This window comes from Colwellia sp. SU-HH01217 (assembly GCF_057543495.1).
In genome coordinates this window covers 155,063-175,455 of the sequence record NZ_BAAJLX010000003.1, presented here as the reverse complement: position 1 = coordinate 175,455, position 20,393 = coordinate 155,063, and the positions used below count along the sequence as shown (strand labels likewise).

Annotated in this window: 14 protein-coding genes; 5 read left to right on the top strand and 9 right to left on the bottom strand. The window is 35.5% G+C overall.

All coding sequences use genetic code 11. From position 1 onward, the window contains the following. Positions 1-591: 591 nt before the first annotated feature. Both AC27G3_RS05715 and AC27G3_RS05710 read right to left on the bottom strand, forming a co-directional pair. Positions 592-3,873 carry a collagenase gene (locus AC27G3_RS05715; RefSeq protein WP_487119629.1) on the bottom strand — a complete coding sequence of 1,094 codons (3,282 nt, stop codon included), beginning with the start codon at positions 3,871-3,873 and terminating at the stop codon, positions 592-594. Between the two features lie 698 nt (positions 3,874-4,571). Continuing rightward, entirely contained in the window at positions 4,572-6,815 is a 2,244-nt protein-coding gene (locus AC27G3_RS05710) for a multiheme c-type cytochrome (RefSeq protein ID WP_487119628.1), read from the bottom strand. A gap of 486 nt (positions 6,816-7,301) precedes the next feature. Here AC27G3_RS05710 and AC27G3_RS05705 point away from each other — a divergent pair, with 486 nt between their 5' ends. From AC27G3_RS05705 to AC27G3_RS05685, 5 genes are all read left to right on the top strand, one after another. After that, complete coding sequence (locus tag AC27G3_RS05705) at positions 7,302-8,717, top strand: DUF3943 domain-containing protein (protein ID WP_487119626.1); 1,416 nt, start codon at positions 7,302-7,304, stop codon at positions 8,715-8,717. Positions 8,718-8,772: 55 nt separating this feature from the next. Beyond that, the gene (locus AC27G3_RS05700) at positions 8,773-10,545 is read left to right on the top strand and encodes an ABCB family ABC transporter ATP-binding protein/permease (protein WP_487119624.1); all 1,773 of its coding nucleotides are present in this window, start codon (positions 8,773-8,775) and stop codon (positions 10,543-10,545) included. Positions 10,546-10,606: 61 nt separating this feature from the next. Continuing rightward, a complete protein-coding gene (locus AC27G3_RS05695) occupies positions 10,607-11,143 on the top strand; it encodes a DUF1415 domain-containing protein (RefSeq protein ID WP_487119622.1) in 537 nt (178 codons plus the stop codon). 359 nt (positions 11,144-11,502) lie between these two features. Further along, positions 11,503-12,303 carry a hypothetical protein gene (locus tag AC27G3_RS05690; RefSeq protein ID WP_487119620.1) on the top strand — a complete coding sequence of 267 codons (801 nt, stop codon included), beginning with the start codon at positions 11,503-11,505 and terminating at the stop codon, positions 12,301-12,303. Between the two features lie 15 nt (positions 12,304-12,318). Next, positions 12,319-13,149, top strand: coding sequence for a glucosaminidase domain-containing protein (locus AC27G3_RS05685; RefSeq protein WP_487119618.1), 831 nt, complete (start codon positions 12,319-12,321; stop codon positions 13,147-13,149). A 138-nt stretch (positions 13,150-13,287) separates the two neighbouring features. Here AC27G3_RS05685 and ttcA read toward each other — a convergent pair whose 3' ends face one another. The 7 genes from ttcA to AC27G3_RS05650 all read right to left on the bottom strand — a co-directional run bounded on the left by ttcA (position 13,288) and on the right by AC27G3_RS05650 (position 20,384). Then, entirely contained in the window at positions 13,288-14,220 is a 933-nt protein-coding gene (ttcA, locus tag AC27G3_RS05680) for a tRNA 2-thiocytidine(32) synthetase TtcA (RefSeq protein WP_487119617.1), read from the bottom strand. A 227-nt stretch (positions 14,221-14,447) separates the two neighbouring features. Beyond that, on the bottom strand, positions 14,448-15,377 hold the full coding sequence (uspE, locus tag AC27G3_RS05675) for a universal stress protein UspE (protein WP_487119615.1): 930 nt from the start codon (positions 15,375-15,377) through the stop codon (positions 14,448-14,450). Positions 15,378-15,561: 184 nt separating this feature from the next. After that, positions 15,562-16,281, bottom strand: coding sequence for a fumarate/nitrate reduction transcriptional regulator Fnr (gene fnr / locus AC27G3_RS05670; protein WP_487119614.1), 720 nt, complete (start codon positions 16,279-16,281; stop codon positions 15,562-15,564). Positions 16,282-16,335: 54 nt separating this feature from the next. Further along, complete coding sequence (locus AC27G3_RS05665; protein ID WP_487119612.1) at positions 16,336-17,097, bottom strand: sulfite exporter TauE/SafE family protein; 762 nt, start codon at positions 17,095-17,097, stop codon at positions 16,336-16,338. Then, positions 17,087-17,347 (bottom strand): cbb3-type cytochrome oxidase assembly protein CcoS, encoded by a 261-nt coding sequence (gene ccoS, locus AC27G3_RS05660; RefSeq protein ID WP_487119610.1) that lies wholly within the window; start codon positions 17,345-17,347, stop codon positions 17,087-17,089. The genes AC27G3_RS05665 and ccoS overlap by 11 nt, the downstream gene beginning before the upstream one ends. Before the next feature lie 31 nt (positions 17,348-17,378). Then, positions 17,379-19,853, bottom strand: coding sequence for a heavy metal translocating P-type ATPase (locus tag AC27G3_RS05655; protein ID WP_487119609.1), 2,475 nt, complete (start codon positions 19,851-19,853; stop codon positions 17,379-17,381). Positions 19,854-19,856: 3 nt separating this feature from the next. Then, on the bottom strand, positions 19,857-20,384 hold the full coding sequence (locus AC27G3_RS05650; RefSeq protein ID WP_487119608.1) for a FixH family protein: 528 nt from the start codon (positions 20,382-20,384) through the stop codon (positions 19,857-19,859). Positions 20,385-20,393: the final 9 nt, after the last annotated feature.

The window sequence follows — 20,393 nt, the reverse complement described above, 5'->3', positions numbered from 1 at the left end:
TTATGGTTATTTTAATTATTAGACAGTCAAGAATATGTCTGAGTTATTTATATTTCATTTTCACCTGTATTACAACACTTGGTTTAAAATTAATAATTGGTAAGGTAGGTTTGGTAAGTTTGTTGGTTTTTCGATGTGATTCTTAACGATTTCTTTTATGAATTGTAACTAAATAGTTTTTTATAATTAAATTTAATTAATATAAATCAATGGTTAATGTTTGTTTTTTGTCTGTTGGTTTTACTTTTTTTGTTTCGTACAAGTTATGATAGTTAATTTAAATTAATGAAAATCTGTTTGAATTACTTATAAAGAGAAATAATTTGATTACTATGTTTTTTTGTAATACCAATTAATTGTCGATTTAATGAGAACGCTTATATAACAGTGATAATGAAAGGAAAATGTATTCAATAACAGGTGATATTGAGATGTGAATTGACATTTTTCGAGTAATTTATATATAACTTATAAGGTATAGTTATACTGGGTTTATTACCATAAATTATATTTGAATTTTTTATTTTTATAAAAAAGCCTCAAATAAATGGATATTTGAGGCTTCGATTATAGTTTATTAAACGAGATTTACTAAAGTTGGTTGATCGTTAACTTAACGCCACCAAACTCACCATCAAGTGTAATATAGTGCCAGTATTTGTCTGGGTTTAATTCAACGACTAAACTATCAAAATTACCGTCACCATTGGCATAACCATCGTTATCTTGTGCAGAAGCCCAACCATCGGCTTTAAATAAGATGTCAGCATTTCCCCAACCGCCACTTGTTGTTAGTTCAAAACGGGTTGCTAAACTTTCTTCGTTTCGAATAAAGAAAGAAGCTGAGCCACTCGATGAGTTAATACATTCAATGACTTGGTTTGTAGTTACTGTATTATTATCAGCATCATGGGCATTATCAGCAATACTCACTACACAAGGAGAGAAGTCAGTACTGATTGTGACAGGTTCGCCAGCCCAGTTACCCGTGTTACCTGAACCGGCAGAATCAGTATCATTTGGACCAAATTCAACAATATTGCTATCGCCTAATACAACGCCATTAACTAACCAGTTATTGAACTCTGCATCGTACGAAGTTCCAATACTATCCATAAACGCTTGATATTCTGGGTATTGACCTGTACGTGTTAAACTTAATATTTGCTCAACATCACTTCTATGATTTTCAAACATGAAACGTACTGCTAAGTAACCCCAACGGTAAATTCGAGTTTGACCTGAGTTGTAATCGTTTTTAAATATTTCTGACAATGCCACTTCTTGAGATTGACCAACAGAAATAGCATATTCATTACCATCGCCTTGAGAAATATATTCGCCTAAGCCTTCTGACCACCATACAGTATTCACTGTCATACCAAGTTGGAAGTCACCATATAAATCGAAACGACCATCTAAATAATGAACATATTCGTGTTGTAAGTTCCATACATGGAAGTCAGGTTTCATCCACTCAGCTTCATAAGCAATGAAACGAGCTTGGTTTTTCTCATTAATTGGCGCGCCTTCTAGGTACATACCACCATTATTGGTCGCTATACCAAAAAATTGGCCTGCATAGGTTTGATAGTCGGTAGCAGAATTAAAAATAACTAATTCTAATGCTTCGTTATTATCATCAGCAACTGGTTGATAATTACTGCCTAAAATTGTGTGGAAGTTAGTTTCTTGGTTACCTAGTACCTCACAAATCCATGCAGCTTGATCGTTGTACATATCTTGAGCACGAATCTTTAAGCTATCAGAGCATTTATAATTAAATGCTAACGTTTCAGCTTCAAGCGTGTATGCGAAACCACAAATATCGTAATAACCACAATCAGCACGATCGTAATAATCAGCCATACTTGCTGCTTTTATCCATAATGCCTTGGTTTCATCGTCTTTACTTGTGCTGTTAATTACAGCTTTTACAAGAGATTTAACACGAGGGAATAGCTCATCGATATGATATAAACGTGCCATTTCATTCACTGCATTTTGCAATACATATTCCGCATCAGTACCTAGTAAGTCACGGTGATTAAGTTGGAAGTTATTTAAAGCATCTAAAATACTATCATCCGCAATAAACAATTCTTGCATTGACTCATCCCATTGTGCGCGGAATAAAGTTGTGAAAATGGAGTTAGCAGCGCCATTCATATTAAAGCTTGCTTTCCATTCAGCATTGTAATCATTCAATACGCGAATAGTGATATCATTAAAGTCTGCACCTAAGCCTGCTGAGTCAACAGTGATTAACGCTTCTCTTAGCACGCCACCATTAGATTCACTTACCGTCCAGCTATTGTTGTTATTAAAGAATGTACGCAATGCTGTTTTAATTGATGCTTTTACAGCTTCAGAATAAACAGGAACATCGTCAGGATGTGCAAACGATACATAAAAAGAACCACGTAAGAAGTAGAATAAGGATTCTAACCCGGTAGTGTCTTCGCCAGTATAACTTGGCGCACGTGAATTAATTGCATTAGCAATAGCAATCATGTTGGCTTCTGAGTAAATTTGCGTCGCATCAGCGCCACTAATGTTATAGATAGGGCTAACATTTTGTGGATGTGTAAGCGCAATACGCTCTACGAGTGCGGTTCCATTTAAACCAATAAAACGTGTTGCATCGGTTGGGAAACCATCGTCTGGTATATCGTTAGATGAACCACCACCCGTTGTTGGAAACAATGATGTGTCAGTAGCCACTAAAAAGCTAACTTCATCAGCATTACTTTGACCAGCGTCTAGATTGACATATAACCAACCTTGATCAGCAGTAAAAGTAACAGATTGATCTGTGCCTGCATTAGTTGAGGCGAATTGATAGTTACTACTATTTGCCCAAGTTTCTTGACTTGTATACAGTGCTAATTCACCAGAACCACCACCTGTCGACATAGTTATTTCTGTATTGTCAGTAGGGACGAAAATGTAATATGAAGACGAACCTGAAATGCTTACACACTCAACTTGGTTAAATGTTAGTTCTTGTTCAATAATCGTATCACTACCACACATCCCAGGATTAGCTGGTAGGGTAGGGACATTAGCATTATCGCCAGAACCATCATCACCGTTACCATCATCTCCTGTATCAGTGCTTACTTTGAAGCTTACTTCATTATTAAGACCAAAAACACTAATGTATAAACGGCCAGCATCAGCGGTTACATTTAGTGTTTTATTCGTACCGTCACTTACAGCAGAAGCAATATTGTCACTTCTTGTTGCCCAATTGCCAGTATTAACATAAATATCTGCTTGGCCTGAACCATTTTTAGTTTCGATCAACAATGGTGTATTGTCATTTTCAATATCAATATAATAATATTGTCCATTGCCTGAAATACACTCTTGTGATTCTAATGTTAACGTATAGCCGGAGAGGGTGTTTGCTCCGCACATCGTTGGTGTTGTGGTGTCACCACCTGTATCAGAGCCACTATCACCGCCGTCGTTATTAACGCCTGTAACGTCTAATGTTACACCTTGATGGATTCCAAAAATACTGACATATAAACGACCCGCATTAGCGGTAACCGATAATGTTTCTTCGGTTCCTGTATTGTTAGTTCTTTGGGTGTAGTTAGCATTTGTCGCCCAAGATGTAGTATCGACAAATATATCAGCTTCCCCAGTGCCACCTGATGTTTGGATGTCGAGTGAAGTATTATCATTTTCAACATCAACATAAAAATATAAACCATTACCTGAAATGCATTCAGTTTGATTTACGGTTAGTTCACCTGTTGTAGTGGTGGTGCTACCACAATCACTCGCGCTCGCATTACCAGATGCTAAAGCACCAAGTACAGCGACTACCGAGAGTAATTTCTTACTGACAATGTGTGTCATAGTAAATTCCCATGTTTTTGGGTTAGCCTATGCAATGACTATCCTCATTTATTATTTTGACTGCTTTTTGAGTGTACTCTTTAGCAGAGAATTAACTCTCTACTTGCCAGAAAAGCACTAGCGTTGCATTTATTAGGCAATAACTTCTGCCCTTACTTTGTTTAAACAGATTCTGCCTAACAAAGCTTAATTTTTATTGTTGGTTCGCTCTCTGTTTTAATTAATAAAACTAGAAATACTTCGTAACAATTTGTATGCAATATATTATAAATAATATCCATTGTATATATCTTGACCTTGCTTATTAACTAAAAATTAACAACCCATTAAGAGTAGAAATAGAAGTGGTTAAATAAAAATTAATTATTTTAGATAGATAAAGAAAATAATTTGAGAAAATAAAACTTAAATTAATTAAAGTTTTTTTTGATGGCAGCTTCAGATAAAAGCCAAAGTTAGACTAATTCGATATTTAATAATAAAACAGAAAGAAAAGGGAACTGAGAGTCATATGATTAAAAAGTGGTTCAATATTAACTTTTATCCAGACTTAGCTGTCTTCCTAAGATTAACAGCTACTGTGTCTACTTTTTAACACTCTAGGATTTGATTTATCAAAAATTTGGTGAGATTTATGATAATTACAAACTCCTCAATATTTGGTTTCATTTAAGGAGTTTGTATCATCGAAGACTATCTTATGGGTATTGTGCTTTTAGTTGCTCTATGACATTACTAGGGACAATTTTTGACAGTTTTGAAAGGCAATTTTTACCTTTAGCAGATTGATGCCTAAGTTGCATGTCACAAAGTGCATACAAATGTTGTGGGTTGCTACTTATGTTATAGGCTTGAAAAAGTGCACGATAAGCAAGTTTAGGCGATTCCAGTTCTAAACTTAAACCGTACACATAGAAATAGTGACTATTTTGTGGAGCTAATTCTGTTGCTTTACCTAAGAATTGCGAAGCTTTTGGTTTATCTTTGGCTCTAATATAGGTTAGACCAAGGTTATAGGGAAGTTCAGCATCTGCTGGATTCGCGTTTATACCTCGCATTAAAGTTGCAATTTCTTTCTTGGTTTCACCAAGTTGACGGTATACACGACTTAAATTTAAGTAACTTGGTGTAAAGTAGGGCTCTATTTCAATACCTTGATTAAACGTAGTAATTGCTTGTTCATACTGACCTTGGTAAACATGAAGAATGGCCAAATTAGCATGAGCAAAACTACGATCACTATTAAAATTTTGCGATTCAATGTATTCATTCAATGCAGGTGTTAACTTCCCTTGTTGCTCTGGCGTTAAATTTCCCCATAAAGCGGCTAAAGTAAAAGCTGCATTTATTCTAACCATTAATACTTTATCGCTTAATAACGGTTTGAGTATACGCCACTTGTGTGGAGCTGATAAATTTTCAGCACCTTCAATTGCGCCTAGACGAATATTTTCATTAGCATTTTTAACAGCTCTAGCAATCGATATAGTTGTATTTGTATTCGCTACATTTGCCATTTTTGATAATGCAGAGGCACGAATAATTGGAGCATAACTACTTGTTTGAGCAATACGTGATAGTTCATTAGCGACGTCCTGTAATTGCTGCTCATTGAGTGATAAGTTACTTGCTGAAAACACAGGTGCAAAATCTTTTTCTGCCTTAACTGTTGAGTCAGGAAACCATGTGTTAACGTGTTTAGCGCTCCATTGACTATTTTTATCTTCATGACAGCTTAAACAAGTATCTGGGGTGCCTAATTGCTTTGCTAAGTCGGGTCGAGGTATATGAAAACCGTGATCTCGTCTGTCATCAATTTCCATATAAGTCGTTTCTGGCATATGACAATTAACACATTGGGCGCCTGTAGAGTTGTTAGGATGTTTATGATGTTGTTCTACCGCATAGTTACTTGCTTGATGGCACTGCAGACATAAGCTTTTAATGGGGAGTTTTAATTTAGCTGAATGAGGATTATGGCAATCGCTGCAAACGACGCCATTTTGATGCATTTTGGATTGCAAAAATGAACCATAAACAAAGTCTTCGTTATTAACTTGTCCATCAGGGTGATAGTTCGTGGTAGAAATAAGGTCGAGCATATAACGCTCACCAAAAGCGTTGTTACTAACATGATCATTATCGCTTATTTGTGTTCTCCTACTATGGCACTGGGCACAAACCAATACTTGTTGGCTGCTTTTTATTTCTTGAGGAGATAAAGTATTTGGTCTTTCATTTTTGTGGACCCACTGTGATACAGCAGGGGTTAGATTGCGATTAAAGCCCAAGTTTGTATTAGGTAATTGGGTTTTAGTCCAAGATATATGTTCACTAGCTGGGCCATGACAACTTTCACAAGCAACATTAATTTCGCTAAAACTTGTCTTATAACTATTGTTTTTTAAGTCAAAATTTTTCATAACATTGGTTGAATGGCAATCGGCGCACATATAATTCCAATTTTGACCGGTATTGGTCCAGAAAAACTCTTGGTACGGTGCTGTCATGTCGGGGTACAGATTAAACCAACGATTACCGCCTTTTGCTTTTGAACGTGAATCCCATGCAAATGGAATAAGTTGGACTCTTCCATCATCAAACTCCACCATGTATTGCTGTAGGGGTTGGTAACCAAAGGTGTACTTTATTTGATAATCATGAAATTTACCATCGGGTCCTTTAATATTAACCCAATACTGTGAGCCTTTTTTATAAAAACGATTGGTCTCTTTATTACTGATGAATTTCACGTCATCAAAGTTACCGAGTACAGAAGTCTTATCGGCATGCTTCATCGACATGTCATGATGAGAACCACGCCATTCGCTCACTTCTTTTTGATGACAAGACTGACAAGCTTTCGCTCCAACAAACTCTGCGGACGAAGATTGAGAATAACTGATAGGGGCGACAAATATAGAACAAAGTAAAAAGCTCAATGATATAAATAGGTAAGTTTTAATTTTGAATTCCAGTTGAATAAGCAAGGAGTTAATCTGCAACAAACTTTATCAAAAATAAAGTCGAAACAACAATGTTCCGGCTTTTATTTATTAAATTTATTTACCTTCAAGTTTCTCTAAGAAGTTCTGTAGGTTACATCAACCGACTTGTACTTAACTGAGTTAACTCAGTGGATAATCTTTATTGGTTTTTAAATAAACATTTCCAGCATAAACATAAGACGCATTATCAATTGCTTAACCGTCATAGGTGTCGGAATATTCGTCTGAACAAGAGCACCAAATAATCCCGATATTTCATCAATGGTTATCTTAAAAGAATCCTGCTAGAATGCGTGAAAATTAAGTATGGGGCTTAATTTTCCCGCTTGTTATGAACATTATTTACATAAAATTCAGTTGTGCAAAGGGATTGTAACGCATTGATTTCATGCATTAAAATTTGGAATGTATACTGTTTTTATGAAAACTCTTAATTCAAATCAAAACTTACTCTCTACATTTAAGTTAAATCGTTTATTCAAAAATATTCAGTTAGCCTCTGTAGCGAGTTTACTCTTTTCTGGTGCTATTTGGGCAAATGAAACGTGTAATGATGCTAATTGCGAAGACGATTTAACGTCTATTTACCGCAATGATATTACTAACTCCATCTGGGAAAACCACACTGTAGAGAAGCAATTTTATGATTCTCCTTACCAAGTTTCATTATTTTCACCTCAACACGGTGAAGACAGCCAGCGTTTATGGTCTCAAACAAAGTCAGTGTTTGGTTATGGTTTTGGTGTTATTGGCTTACTTTACGTTTTACCCGAAAGTTTTACGAACTGGGATAAAGAAAGCGATGACTTTATTAAATGGGGCGAGAATGTAAAAGCGGGTCCTTTATGGGATCGTGACAATATTCCAGTTAACTGGATTGGTCATCCTTATTTTGGCGGCGCTTATTATCAAGTCGCTCGAAAGTCTGGTTACCGTCAATGGGATGCTTTTGTTTATAGCTTTTTAATGTCAACTTTCTATTGGGAATATGGTATTGAAGCGCTTGCTGAAATTCCTTCAGTTCAAGATTTAGTGATTACTCCTGTGTTAGGTTGGGCATGGGGTGAATGGGCTTTTAATCAAGAACAAGAAATTCGGAAAGAAGGGGGGCAAGTGTGGGGTTCTGACTTTCTTGGCAGTACGGCGTTAATTGCTCTAGATCCTATTGATAGTTTAGGGCGAGGAATTAATAACTTATTTGGTCATGAAATTGTAAGAGCAGGAACCGGTTATATATCAATGCAAGATGTTGCTATTAATGGTGGAGAAGAAACCGAATCTTATGTCAAATTAAGTGTTTCTTATACGCTAGGAAGCGGCAAACGTTATTCGAGTGCAAAGGCACCTAGCTATTATAAAAATACCGGGGATCCGATTGATTACGGTATTATTGGTTTATCTACTGGTGTAGGTTATGTTGATCTAGATCCTAGTTGGCATATTGAGAATGGTCAAACAACGGAATTTTCTTTGGGCATGTATTTTTCACGGTCATTTTCAACTCGCTTAAGTTATTCAAAAGCAAGGCTGACTGACTTAAATACACATAATGAAATTAATTACGAAAATTACAGTTTAAATGCTCAATATTATTTCAACGCTAAAGAAAATTTACGCCCTTATGTTACGACTGGTTTTGGTGAAATGTTGCGTGAAAAAGATAATGAAAAAAAGGTGTTTCAAGTCAATTTAGGTGCAGGTCTTCATTATAAAATAACAAATAATATCGCTGTACAATCAGATATTCGTCACTATTATAGCTCACGAGCTAAAACTTCAGAAAACGCTATCGCATTAAATATTGTTTATCGTCTTGGTAAAGGCGAATGGTATTAATATGGGTTATGTATCATTAGTTAAGTAATTATCGTCATAATATTTGGAATTGAATATGCGCCGCAATCATTACTCTGATCAAAAAGTTGATAAATTTAACTGGCAAGTGTTAAAAATAATATGGCCTTACTTACTTGAATTTAAAGTACGAATTGGTTTTGCTCTCGCTTGTTTAATTTTAACAAAAGTGGCTAGTGTCTATCTTCCTTTTATCTTAAAAGACATTGTTGATCGCCTTGATACTCAAACAGAAAATCAAATTTATTTAGTACCCTTTGGTTTAGTTGCAGCTTATGGTTTAGTACGATTAACCATTGTGATATTTGCTGAAATAAGGGATACCTTGTTTGGGCGTGTTACAGAGCGTGCAATTAGGCGAATTGGTTTACAAGTTTTTCGCCACCTCCATCACTTAGATTTAGATTTTCATTTAAATAGACAAACTGGTGGCTTATCTCGGGATATTGATAGAGGTAATTCCGGCGTTAATTTTTTAATGCGTTTTATGGTATTTAATATTGTGCCTACGCTTTTGGAAATATTAATGGTGATCACCATATTGTTTGTCAATTATGGTTTCTGGTTTGCGTTTATCACCTTAATGTCGATTGTTTGTTATGTAAGTTACTCCGTTTACGCAACAGAGTGGCGAACCGGTTATATTCGTGCTGCTAATAAAGCTGATTCGACAAGTAACACACGAGCAATAGACAGTTTATTAAACTACGAAACGGTTAAATACTTTACTAATGAAGCGTATGAAGCCCAAGCTTATGATAAAAATCTAGCGTCGTGGGAAAAAGCTAAGACACAAAACCGTTTATCGTTATTTGCCCTAAATGGTGGGCAGGCACTGATAATCTCTGTATCGATGACTAGTATGTTAGCTTTAGCTGCCTATCAAGTTACTCATCAGCAAATGACTCTGGGAGATTTTGTCTTAATTAATGCCTTTATGATGCAACTTTTTATCCCATTGAATTTTTTAGGTTTTGTTTATCGTGAAATTAAAGGATCGCTAGCGAATATCGAAAATATGTTTGGTTTATTAGATAAAAAAGCCAAAGTTGAAGATACCCCTGGTGCCAAAGAATTAGCTATTAGCCATGGAGAAATAGCATTTAGCAATATTTCTTTTTCTTATCATCATGATCGGCCAATCATTAAAAATTTATCTTTTAATATACACGCCAAACAAAAAGTAGCGGTAGTAGGTGAAAGTGGTTCGGGTAAGTCGACACTGGTTAAATTATTATTTAGATTTTACGATGTCAACGACGGACAAATTTTAATTGATGGTCAACCTATTAAAGAAGTGACACAACATTCATTAAGAAAACACATAGGGATTGTGCCACAAGATACTGTGCTTTTTAATGATACACTTTTTGCTAATGTACATTACGGTAATCCAAATGCTAGTCAGGAAGAAGTCTATAAGGCAATAGAGTTAGCGCATTTATCTCATTTTATTGACTCTTTACCCGATGGTGTTAAAACACAAGTTGGAGAGCGTGGTTTAAAGCTTTCTGGCGGCGAAAAGCAACGTGTTGCTATTGCTAGAACTATTCTTAAGGATCCTGCTGTACTGGTTTTTGATGAGGCGACTTCATCTTTAGATAGCCATTCCGAGCAAGCTATTTTAAAAGCTATAAAAGAAGTTTCTAAGCACCGAACAAGCTTAGTTATTGCTCATCGGTTATCGACCATAATAGATGCGGATCATATTATTGTGATGAAAAATGGTGAAGTAGTTGAAGAGGGTAATCATCAACAGTTGCTTAATCAAAATGGTCATTATAAGAAAATGTGGTATCTACAACAGTAATACAATCGACATTGTAAATATAAATGTTAAGTTAATTTTATATACATAAAAGGCGAGATTCATGGCAAATGAAATAATTCAAACCAAGCAATGGTTAGAGCAAATTATTATTGGATTAAACTTTTGCCCGTTTGCTAAAAAAGAATTTGTTAACGACACTATTGATTATCATTTATCGGCGAAAGTTAAAATTGAACATGCCCTTGAGGAACTCATTAGTCAATGTGAGCAGCTAGTGAAAAACGATAAGATTGAAACTTGTTTAATTATTTATAAGGATGGTTTTAAAAGCTTCGAAAAGTATTTAGACCTTGTTGCCTATGCAGAAGAGTTATTGATTGACTCTGGTTATGAGGGCATTTTTCAGTTAGCTAGTTTCCACCCAGATTACTATTTTGATGGGGAAGATTATGATGATGTAGCTAATTTTACTAACCGATCACCATATCCTGTTCTGCACATTATTCGAGAAGAAAGTATGGCGCGGGTATTAAGTGTTTATAACCGACCAGAAGATATTCCTGATAATAATATTGCTCTTGCTCGTCAAAAGGGTAGTGATTTTTTTACTCAAATACTTCGAAAAATTAAAGACTAATTAATACTAACTATTACATTATTTGACATCTATTGTTGCCGGGATTTTGTACACTTTTTATTACTAAGCGTATGAAGAGTACTTCCCCAAATAATATGAGGTTAAATTATGAGCATAAGTTATCACGGTAAAAGGTATTACTTTGACTCTTTTGACAAATTATGGTGTTTTTACAGTCGTTTATTAAAATCTAAACACATGCAAAAATAGTCTGTCTTGATTTTTTATTCCTATAAAATAATTTATATCGGCTTAGCCAGTTAAGGATAAGTATTTTTGAACTGACTCAGTCTGATAGGTATAATGCTCTGATTATGTAATCTATTGAGATTATGATTTAAAAGAAGGGTTTTATTTTCGTGGAAAAGAAATCAGTTATACAAGTTGGTGGCAATATTGAGCGTGCGGTTAAAGGTGATTTCACCATTGATAGCCAAGCCATTTTAAAAGAAGCTTGGCAAAAAACGTTACAGTCTCGTTTATCTATAAACTTAGGTTTATTATTTATTCTGTCAATAGGAAGCATTGTTTCGTTTGTGGTGAGTGATAATTTAGGCGGAATTGAAGCTGTATTAGCTGATCCAAAATCAAGTATGATCCTCAATGTAATTGTCACCTTATTTATTTGGCCATTTTTAGCGGGTGTTGAAATGATGGGGGTGTTTCATGCTGTCGGCATGAAAACTCAGCCTAAGTTGGTGTTTTCATTTCTAAAAAGAGGAAGTTGGGTGGCACTTTGTGCTTTATTGTCTTCATTGTTTATCAGTATTGGCATACAGTTGTTTATTCTTCCCGGTATTTTTTTAGCCGTCGGTTTGTCGTTAGTTATTCCTTTAGTAGTTGAGAAAAAACTTTCACCGATTAAAGCGATCGTTTTATCAGTTCAATCACTACGCTTTAATTGGTTTAAAATTTTTTCAGTGTATGTAACACTTTTTTCAGCCTTAATAATCAGCTTACTACCTCTATTGTTTCTAGCGCAAACAAGTTTATCTGTTATTGGCGGCGTCATATTCTTTTTCAGCTTATCTTATCTCGCTCCACTTTATTATAATGCTAAAGGTGTTTTATATCGTGAGATCTTTGGTTTACAAATAATTGCTATTGATGGTGCTAATTTACCGCCATCGTCAAAAGCTGATGACACTTTTTCGGCTTAATAAACAAGGACTGTAATGCAAAAAAAACTATTTATAACGATTGTTTTAATCGCTTTAATTATAGGCTTAATCGCTCCATTTACTTTTCAAAAAATCGTGCAGGGAGATATACCAGTTGATGAAAAAACGTCAAAGGTAGTAAAAGCGCCTGTTGTTATCGAAAAGCCACTACATTCTGTAGAACTACCTAAGTTTTCGAAAATTGGTAATGTTAAACAAAAGAAACGCCAGTTTTTTAACTTTATCAGGCCATCAATTACTCATGAAAATCAATTAGTGTTATCTGCCAGAGGCCAAATAAAGACCTGGAGAGAGAAAGTAAGCCTTGAAGAGCCTTTATCTGAACAAGAACAAATGGATTTAGCGGCTTTAGTTAAACGCTACAAAGTGAATAAGCAATTTTCTTTATTACAACAATTAGATGAGTTACTTGTAAGAGTTGATATAGTTCCTGCTCCTTTAATTTTAGTGCAAGCGGCGAATGAATCAGCTTGGGGCACATCTAGATTTGCTAGAATTGGTTTAAATTTCTTTGGTATTTGGTGTTACCGAGAAGGTTGCGGTATGGTGCCTAATGGTCGTAATGAAGGGGCAAAACATGAAGTGGCAGCTTTTGACAGTGTCAATGAAGCCGTTAATCGCTATCTTTATAATATTAATACCAATAATGCTTATAGTGTATTTAGAGCAATTAGAACGCAATTAAGAGAGCAAGGGCAACCATTACAGGCAGAAGTACTGGCAACAGGGTTACTACCATATTCTGAGCGTGGTACCGATTACGTGTTAGAAATTTCTGAAATGTTAAGACATAATCAAGCGTACTTTGTAAAAAGTAAGCCTTAAACGATCCTTATTTGTACTTATGAGAGAAATTGGGTTTAAAGAATCAAATTTGTAAAAGTTCAGTCAGCAAGTGCATCACACATTAAATTTAATTGGGTTATCACTCATTAGCTGGCTGAATAATTTGCTGTAAGTTATCTACTTCACTTCAATAAAGTCTAATTGGTTTTCTTTTAACTTAGGATGAGTTTCAAGGGGTGTGTTGAATGATTCCTGATCAAAAGCAGTATCCCCTCCATCAATCATTTCATTGGTTATACCGTTAGCTGAATCAATATTTTTAAAATCAAATAATTGATTATCGCATAAATGTGAAGGTACTACGTTCCGAATAGCGGTAAACATAGATTCTATCCGACCAGGGAATTGATGTTGCCATTCATTTAGCATTTGCTTGATATTTTGTCTTTGTAAGTTAGGTTGCGAACCACATAAATTACAAGGAATAATTGGGAAGTGCTTTAAGGCAGCATATTGCACAAGTTCGGCTTCTTTACAAAAAGCTAATGGGCGAATAACGATGTGCTCACCATTATCCGAAACAAGCTTCGCAGGCATTGATTTGAGTTTGCCACCGTAGAACATATTCAACATTAAAGTTTCTATCATGTCATCACGGTGATGGCCTAAGGCAACTTTTGTTGCACCAATCTCTGTTGCCGCTTTATATAAGATCGCGCGACGTAATCTTGAACATAAACTACAAGTTGTTTTGCCATCTTCAATTTTATCTTTAACAATGGAGTAAGTGTTTTCTTCAACAATTTTAAATTCTACACCTTTTTGGCTTAGATATTCAGGCAAAACATGTTCAGGGAACCCTGGTTGTTTTTGATCTAAGTTAACAGCAACTATATCAAAGTTTATCGGAGCGGATTTTTTTAATAAAAGTAAAATTTCCAGTAACGCGTAACTATCTTTGCCGCCAGATAAACAGACCATAATTTTATCGCCATCTTCCACCATGTTATATTCAGCAATGGCTTGACCAACGTTACGTCGTAATTTTTTCTCTAATTTTTGTAATTGCGTTTGTTCAATTGATGAAAGCGGTTTTATTTGATTGGTCATGTTATTTACTTCGTTGTTTACTGAGTATTACTGAATGATTAACGAGACAATGTTCGTTTATAAGGTTTAATCGAGCGCATTATACCTTTAGAGTTTATCAAAGCGAAGTGCTTGCGTTAATTTGTGTGCATTATTGAAGAAATAAGGTAATGAGATATTTATATAAAAAAGAGAGTGACAAATAAAAACCGTGATTATTGTTTTTATTTGTCACGTTATTTTATTAGCTATTTTTCAAAAGGTGAAACATAACCTTCTGGTTTTAAGGCAAGAACATCACATTTTAATCTGTCAATGACATGTTCAGCGGTGTTACCGATTAATGCGGCTGAGATACCTGTACGCCCAATAGTGCCTAATACAACAAGTTCAGCATCCAATTGCTCTGATACAGATTCTATAACAGTTTCAGGTAAACCTTCTTGAACAAATGTGTGTTCTTTAGCGATATTATATTTTTTTGCATGTTCATCCATGGATTGTTGATGATGCTGCAGCATAGACTCGTTATATTCACTGGCATCAAATTCGGGGATTTCAATAGCAATATTAACAGGAGTGCCTGGGTAAGAATTAACTAAATGTACATTACCGTTAAGAATTTTAGCTATTCGGCGAGCAGTTGTTGTAATAATATTATTGAGAGACTGGTGCTCTTCTTCATCACTTCCCATATTAAGGGCAGCGACAATATTGCCATTTTCTGGCCAACTATGATCTTTAACTAATAATACTGGGCATGGACATTTACGTAATATATGCCAATCTGTTGGTGTAAAAATAACAGATTTAAGTTTGTCGTGTTGATGGGTGCCTTTGATTACCATATCATGTTTTTTAGCAATAACTTCTTCAATAATGGCTTCAAAAGGGCGGTTATGCCAAATAACCTTGTATTGAATATTAATACCTTGATGTGGCATATTTTTCGCTAAATCAGCTAGCCACTGTTCTCTATCCTTAATAACAGATTGACGCATAGCTTCACGCTCTTCACTAGAAAGCATTGTTGTCATTTCATATGAAAAATCAAAAATACTTAAAAAGGCGGTTAAAGTTGATTGCGTTTTACTGGCTAATTCAATTGCTCTTTTTAATGCCTTTTGATCGTCTGTTGTAGGGTCAATCACAACAAGAATATTTTGAAAATGGTCCATAATATGCCTCTTAAGGTTTTATCGATAAAGATATTATGCCGCAAGAAAATTGATTTTTAATTGTTTAAAATCAATTTATTGTGACTTAACTTCTTTATAGATTAGCATAGTACGAATTGGAGTGTTTGAGAAGTGCTTACTCAGCAACAGATTATGCTGAGTTTGTTTATTAAAGCTTAAGGGGTTAAAAACTGGCGGTATCGTCTAACTTTTTTGCATCTAAAATTTTAATTAATTTACCGTCAACATGAATAATTTGATTTTTATGGAAACGATTTAATAAGCGGCTAATAGTTTCTACAGTTAAGCCAATGTAATTGCCAATATCACTACGAGTCATCGTTAATCTAAATTCTTTTGAAGATAGCCCTCGAGCATGATAACGAGCACTTAATGCTGAAATAAAAGTAGCAACACGCTGTTCTGCATTTTTACGGTTGAGTAGTGTTAACATCTCTTGATCGGTGCGTATCTCATTGCTCATTAAACGTAATACCTGCTTCTTTAACTTCGGCATTGTATTAGATAATTCATCAAGATTTTCATAAGGAATTTCACATACCATAGCTGTTTCAAGTGCTTGAGCGAAACTTGGATGTTCATTGCTAGCAATGGCGTCAAAACCAAGTAAGTCACCGGCTAAATGAAAACCTGTAATTTGCTCTTCACCTTCGGCATTAACAGTATATGTTTTGAATGTACCTGAACGAATAGCAAATAAAGAGTTCATTTCTTGACCGTCATGGAAAAGCTTGTCACCTTTATGGATCGGGCGCTTACGATCGATAATATTATCTAAGGACGTGAGTTCTTGATCATTTAATGAAAATGGTAAGCATAATTCGCTAATACTGCAATTTTGGCAATGAATATGATTTTGATCTGGAGAGTGCTTTTGATGCATAACTTGATATATCCCTAAATTAATCCCTAAGGAGAACAACTATATGGGATTTTATTAGAACATGAGTTGGTATGCAACCACTATAGAGTATAAGCCATAGACTATAATCGCCAAAGCCATCGTTTTTCTAAACATGACATTTTTTAATATTGTTTTAATACTTAGAAGCCCATAAGACATGGTGATTAAGGCTGGGAGTGTACCTAAGCCAAAACTTGCCATTATCATAGCGCCTGATACGGCGCTACCACTGGCTAATGACCAAGTTAAAGTAGAATAAACTAACCCACAAGGTAGCCATCCCCAAATAACGCCTAAGCCTAATGCTTTACTTGGGCTGTCTACGGGGATTACTTTCTTACTCAGTGGTGAGATAAATTGCCATAATGTTTTGCCAATACTTTCTATTCTGCCCAAAATCATTAACCATTGTCCTAGGTATAAGCCAAGAAATACTAAAAAAACACCTGCAACTAATCGTAAGCCGGCAAGGGGCACACCAATGTTTTTGGCAGCCAACGAACCTGTATAACCTATTATAGCGCCTAACAACGCGTATGAGCTAATACGGCCAAGGTTATAACAAAGTACTAATATTAATTTTGAATAAACATTTTTTTTTGCTGATGCGCTTTTAAGCAAGTTATGTTGTAAACGACGATTTTGGCTTTGGTTTGTGACTATTTCATTTGGAAAGCTTGATGAGTTTTGAGCAATAGCAGATGTTAGCATGCTTGTAACTCCACCACACATACCTAAACAATGTCCTGCACTTAATAGGCCAATAACGAACGCTGAAAAAAGATCAATTTCCATTTTCTGGTGTTTTCTCTTTTGATGCCTGCATCGTTGAACTTTCAGAAGAGCTTGACTCAGAAGGTGACTGAGGATCAGTTGTTAGCGACTGGTTATTAGCTTTTTCAGGCTTGTCGTCATCAAATAAAATGCTCATTCCTTGTTTTTCTAAATCATTGAACTGATTATTTTTTACTGCCCAGAAAAAAATATAAATTCCAAGCGCAGTCAACAAAATAGCAACAGGAATTAAAACGTAGATAATACTCATATTTATAATGACTCTGTGTTTGTTAAATTGTTTAAGTGTTTTTTTTCAGTAAACGCAATGAATTAGTGATAACAATTAGTGAGCTTGCTGACATGCCAATTACTGCCATATAAGGTGTAATATACCCCGACATAGCTAATGGTAATACTATGGCATTGTAACCAAAAGCCCAACAATAATTTTGAATGATAATTCGTCGATTTTTATTAGCTACTTTGGCTAGCGTAGCTAACGAACTTAATTGGTTATTTAATAAAATAACATCAGCGCCATTTTTAGCAATATCTGTACCATTACCCATAGCAATAGAAACATGAGCTGCACCAAATACAGGAGCGTCGTTTACACCATCGCCTACCATTACCACGTTATGGTGCTGTTTGGAGTTAGCTACTGTTGTAGTAGACTTGGTTAATAAGCCTTGGAGCTTTTTAATATGATTAACTTTATCGTTAGCGCTTAATCCACTATACACATTATCGAGTGGCAATAATGTGGCAATTTTACGACAACCAGCTTCGTTATCGCCCGATAACATTACAGATTTTATCTTTGCCTTTGTAAACTGATTCAATAGGGTGACTGCATCATCTCTTAATTTATCTTCAAGATAAAAAACAGCAACTAGCTCATTATTGTGCGTTGAAGAAGATCCTGATTCTTCATTTGTTAAAGTAGAACACACCAGTACACATTGCGCATCTAAATACTGCTTTTCTAAGTCGTGATTTGATAAAAGCCATGAAGGCTTACCAATGGTATATTTTTTGTTATTGAAAGTACCAGAAATACCTTTTCCTGGATGCACGATAATATTCGATGCGTTTAAAGTAAAATCCCTATAACATTTAAAGGCTTTAGCTAAAGGGTGTTCTGAATGACTTTCAAGTGCTGCAGCTAAGGATAAAATATCATTTTTGTTATGACCATCTAATAATATAGTTTTAGCGATAACAAACTCACCTGTAGTTAAGGTACCTGTTTTATCAAAGGCATAGCAAGTTGCTTTGGGCATTGTTTCCATAACATGACTTGACTTGATCATAATACCATCACGGTTTAGCCGTGTTGTTGAGCAAGTTAAAGCGGTTGGCGTTGCTAAAGATAAAGCACAAGGGCAGGTAACAACGAGAACAGATAGTGTAATCCAAAAAGCTTCTTCTGGAAGATGTTGTTGCCAATAGATAGCAGTAGCAATGGCGCAAACTAAAATTAATGCGACAAAATACTGCGCTATTTTATCGGATAACAGCGCTAATTTGGGCTTGTGCGCTTGAGATGCTTCACTTAAGCGTATGAGCTGACTTAAAAATGAATGACCAGCAGGGTGCGTTACCTGGATAACTAAATTGCTATCTCCATTTATGGTGCCAGCAAATACTTTATCACCAACAGATTTGGTTATTGGCAACTGTTCACCAGAAAGCATCGCTTCATTTAACTGGCTTTTACCTGTTTGAATTACGCCATCTGCAGGGACGATTTCTCCTGCTTTAATTAAAACTAAATCGCCCATTACTAATTTTTTAGCTGCTATAAAGCTTTCTTTATTCTTTACAAGTTTAGTTGCCGTCATCGGCATTAGTTTTAACAGGTTGGCGGAGACTTCTGCGGCACGTGATCTTGCTCTAAATTCTAGAAATTTGCCAATTAACAAAAGAAAAGTGAACATAGAGACAGACTCAAAATACACTTCTCCTTGTTGACTGATTGTCGCCCAAACACTGGCACTAAATGCAAGTGAAATAGCGATAGCAACAGGAACATCCATTGATAATTTGCGTGCTTTTAATGAACGAATTGCGCCTTGGTAAAATGGAAATGCGCCATAGCTGACGATAGGTAAGGTTAACGCTAAGCTCGCCCAACGTAAGTAAACTATTGTATGCTCAGCCATGCCTGAAAACGCACCGAAATATAAACCAGCAGCTATCATCATCACTTGCATCATTAAAATGCCGGATATCCCTAAACGTTTGATAAAGCTTTTAGCTTGTCGTTGGTTGTTTTCTTCAGATTGACTCGCTTTAAAAGGGAAGGCTTGATAACCAATATGTTCAATTTGGTTAATAATGTCACTTAAATGGATAACGTCGTCATGCCACCTAATTGTGGCACGTTGTGTAGTGGCATTAACAGTGATAGATAATACACCGGCCACTTTTTCCAACTGCATTTCAATAAGCCATGCACAAGCAGAGCAACTAATCCCTTCAATACTTAATATGGTTTCTTTGTAATGATCTGTTTTATAGGTAAATTCATCCTGAAGGCTTTCATCATCAAGTAACTGGTTGCGCTGAAGCTGCTCTGGAATAATCGTTGAGCCTTTATGAGCAGGTTCAGTTCTAAAACGGTAATAGTCAGTTAAATTATTGTCAATAATAGTATTGGCAACTGCTTCACAACCTATACAGCACATTGGTTGTGATTGATTATTGATGATTACCGCTATATTTATGCCTGCAGGGATGGATTCCCCGCAATGAAAGCAATTCTCAGACATGAATTAATTCGCTTGTTTTAAATCAGGCAGCACTTCAATAAATTTAGATTGGGGAAAATATAAGGTGTTTTGAATTTTCCAATGATCTTCAAAAGGACTAATGGTAACGCGCCATTTTCCATCAAGTTGCTTAATGTCTTCTTGAGTTTCAGTATCGTTGATATCAGAAAAGTCGTGACGAAAATAGCCAGAGCCATCGGGAGTTAAAGCTAAATAAAAATCTTTAAAGTCTTGGGTTGGGTGGTAAAAATTAACATTTAAAAGCGGGAAGCTTTTTTCAATGCCTGTAGGCTTGATAACCAATTTATCATTAGCGTATTGTAATTCAAATTTAATACCAAGCTTTTGTGCTAATTTTACTTTAGCTAATTGGACATTAATTGCTTTGCCTTCTTTATAATATTCACCAACAACGAGGGGATCAGGCTCATGATTAGCAATTATATAGGTAGCAATGCCAGCGACTACAGCAGTAAAGGGAAGAATAAATACTAACCAAGCCCACGGCTCTTTGTACCAAGGTGTTATCATGTTGTTTGT

Coding starts and splice junctions, on each gene's coding strand:
- AC27G3_RS05695 (WP_487119622.1), top strand. CDS start 10,607: ATGGCAAATGAAATAATTCAAACCAAGCAATGGTTAGAGCAAATTATT.
- AC27G3_RS05715 (WP_487119629.1), bottom strand. CDS start 3,873: ATGACACACATTGTCAGTAAGAAATTACTCTCGGTAGTCGCTGTACTT.
- AC27G3_RS05700 (WP_487119624.1), top strand. CDS start 8,773: ATGCGCCGCAATCATTACTCTGATCAAAAAGTTGATAAATTTAACTGG.
- ttcA (WP_487119617.1), bottom strand. CDS start 14,220: ATGACCAATCAAATAAAACCGCTTTCATCAATTGAACAAACGCAATTA.
- AC27G3_RS05650 (WP_487119608.1), bottom strand. CDS start 20,384: ATGATAACACCTTGGTACAAAGAGCCGTGGGCTTGGTTAGTATTTATT.
- ccoS (WP_487119610.1), bottom strand. CDS start 17,347: ATGAGTATTATCTACGTTTTAATTCCTGTTGCTATTTTGTTGACTGCG.
- AC27G3_RS05665 (WP_487119612.1), bottom strand. CDS start 17,097: ATGGAAATTGATCTTTTTTCAGCGTTCGTTATTGGCCTATTAAGTGCA.
- AC27G3_RS05655 (WP_487119609.1), bottom strand. CDS start 19,853: ATGTCTGAGAATTGCTTTCATTGCGGGGAATCCATCCCTGCAGGCATA.
- AC27G3_RS05685 (WP_487119618.1), top strand. CDS start 12,319: ATGCAAAAAAAACTATTTATAACGATTGTTTTAATCGCTTTAATTATA.
- uspE (WP_487119615.1), bottom strand. CDS start 15,377: ATGGACCATTTTCAAAATATTCTTGTTGTGATTGACCCTACAACAGAC.
- fnr (WP_487119614.1), bottom strand. CDS start 16,281: ATGCATCAAAAGCACTCTCCAGATCAAAATCATATTCATTGCCAAAAT.
- AC27G3_RS05705 (WP_487119626.1), top strand. CDS start 7,302: ATGAAAACTCTTAATTCAAATCAAAACTTACTCTCTACATTTAAGTTA.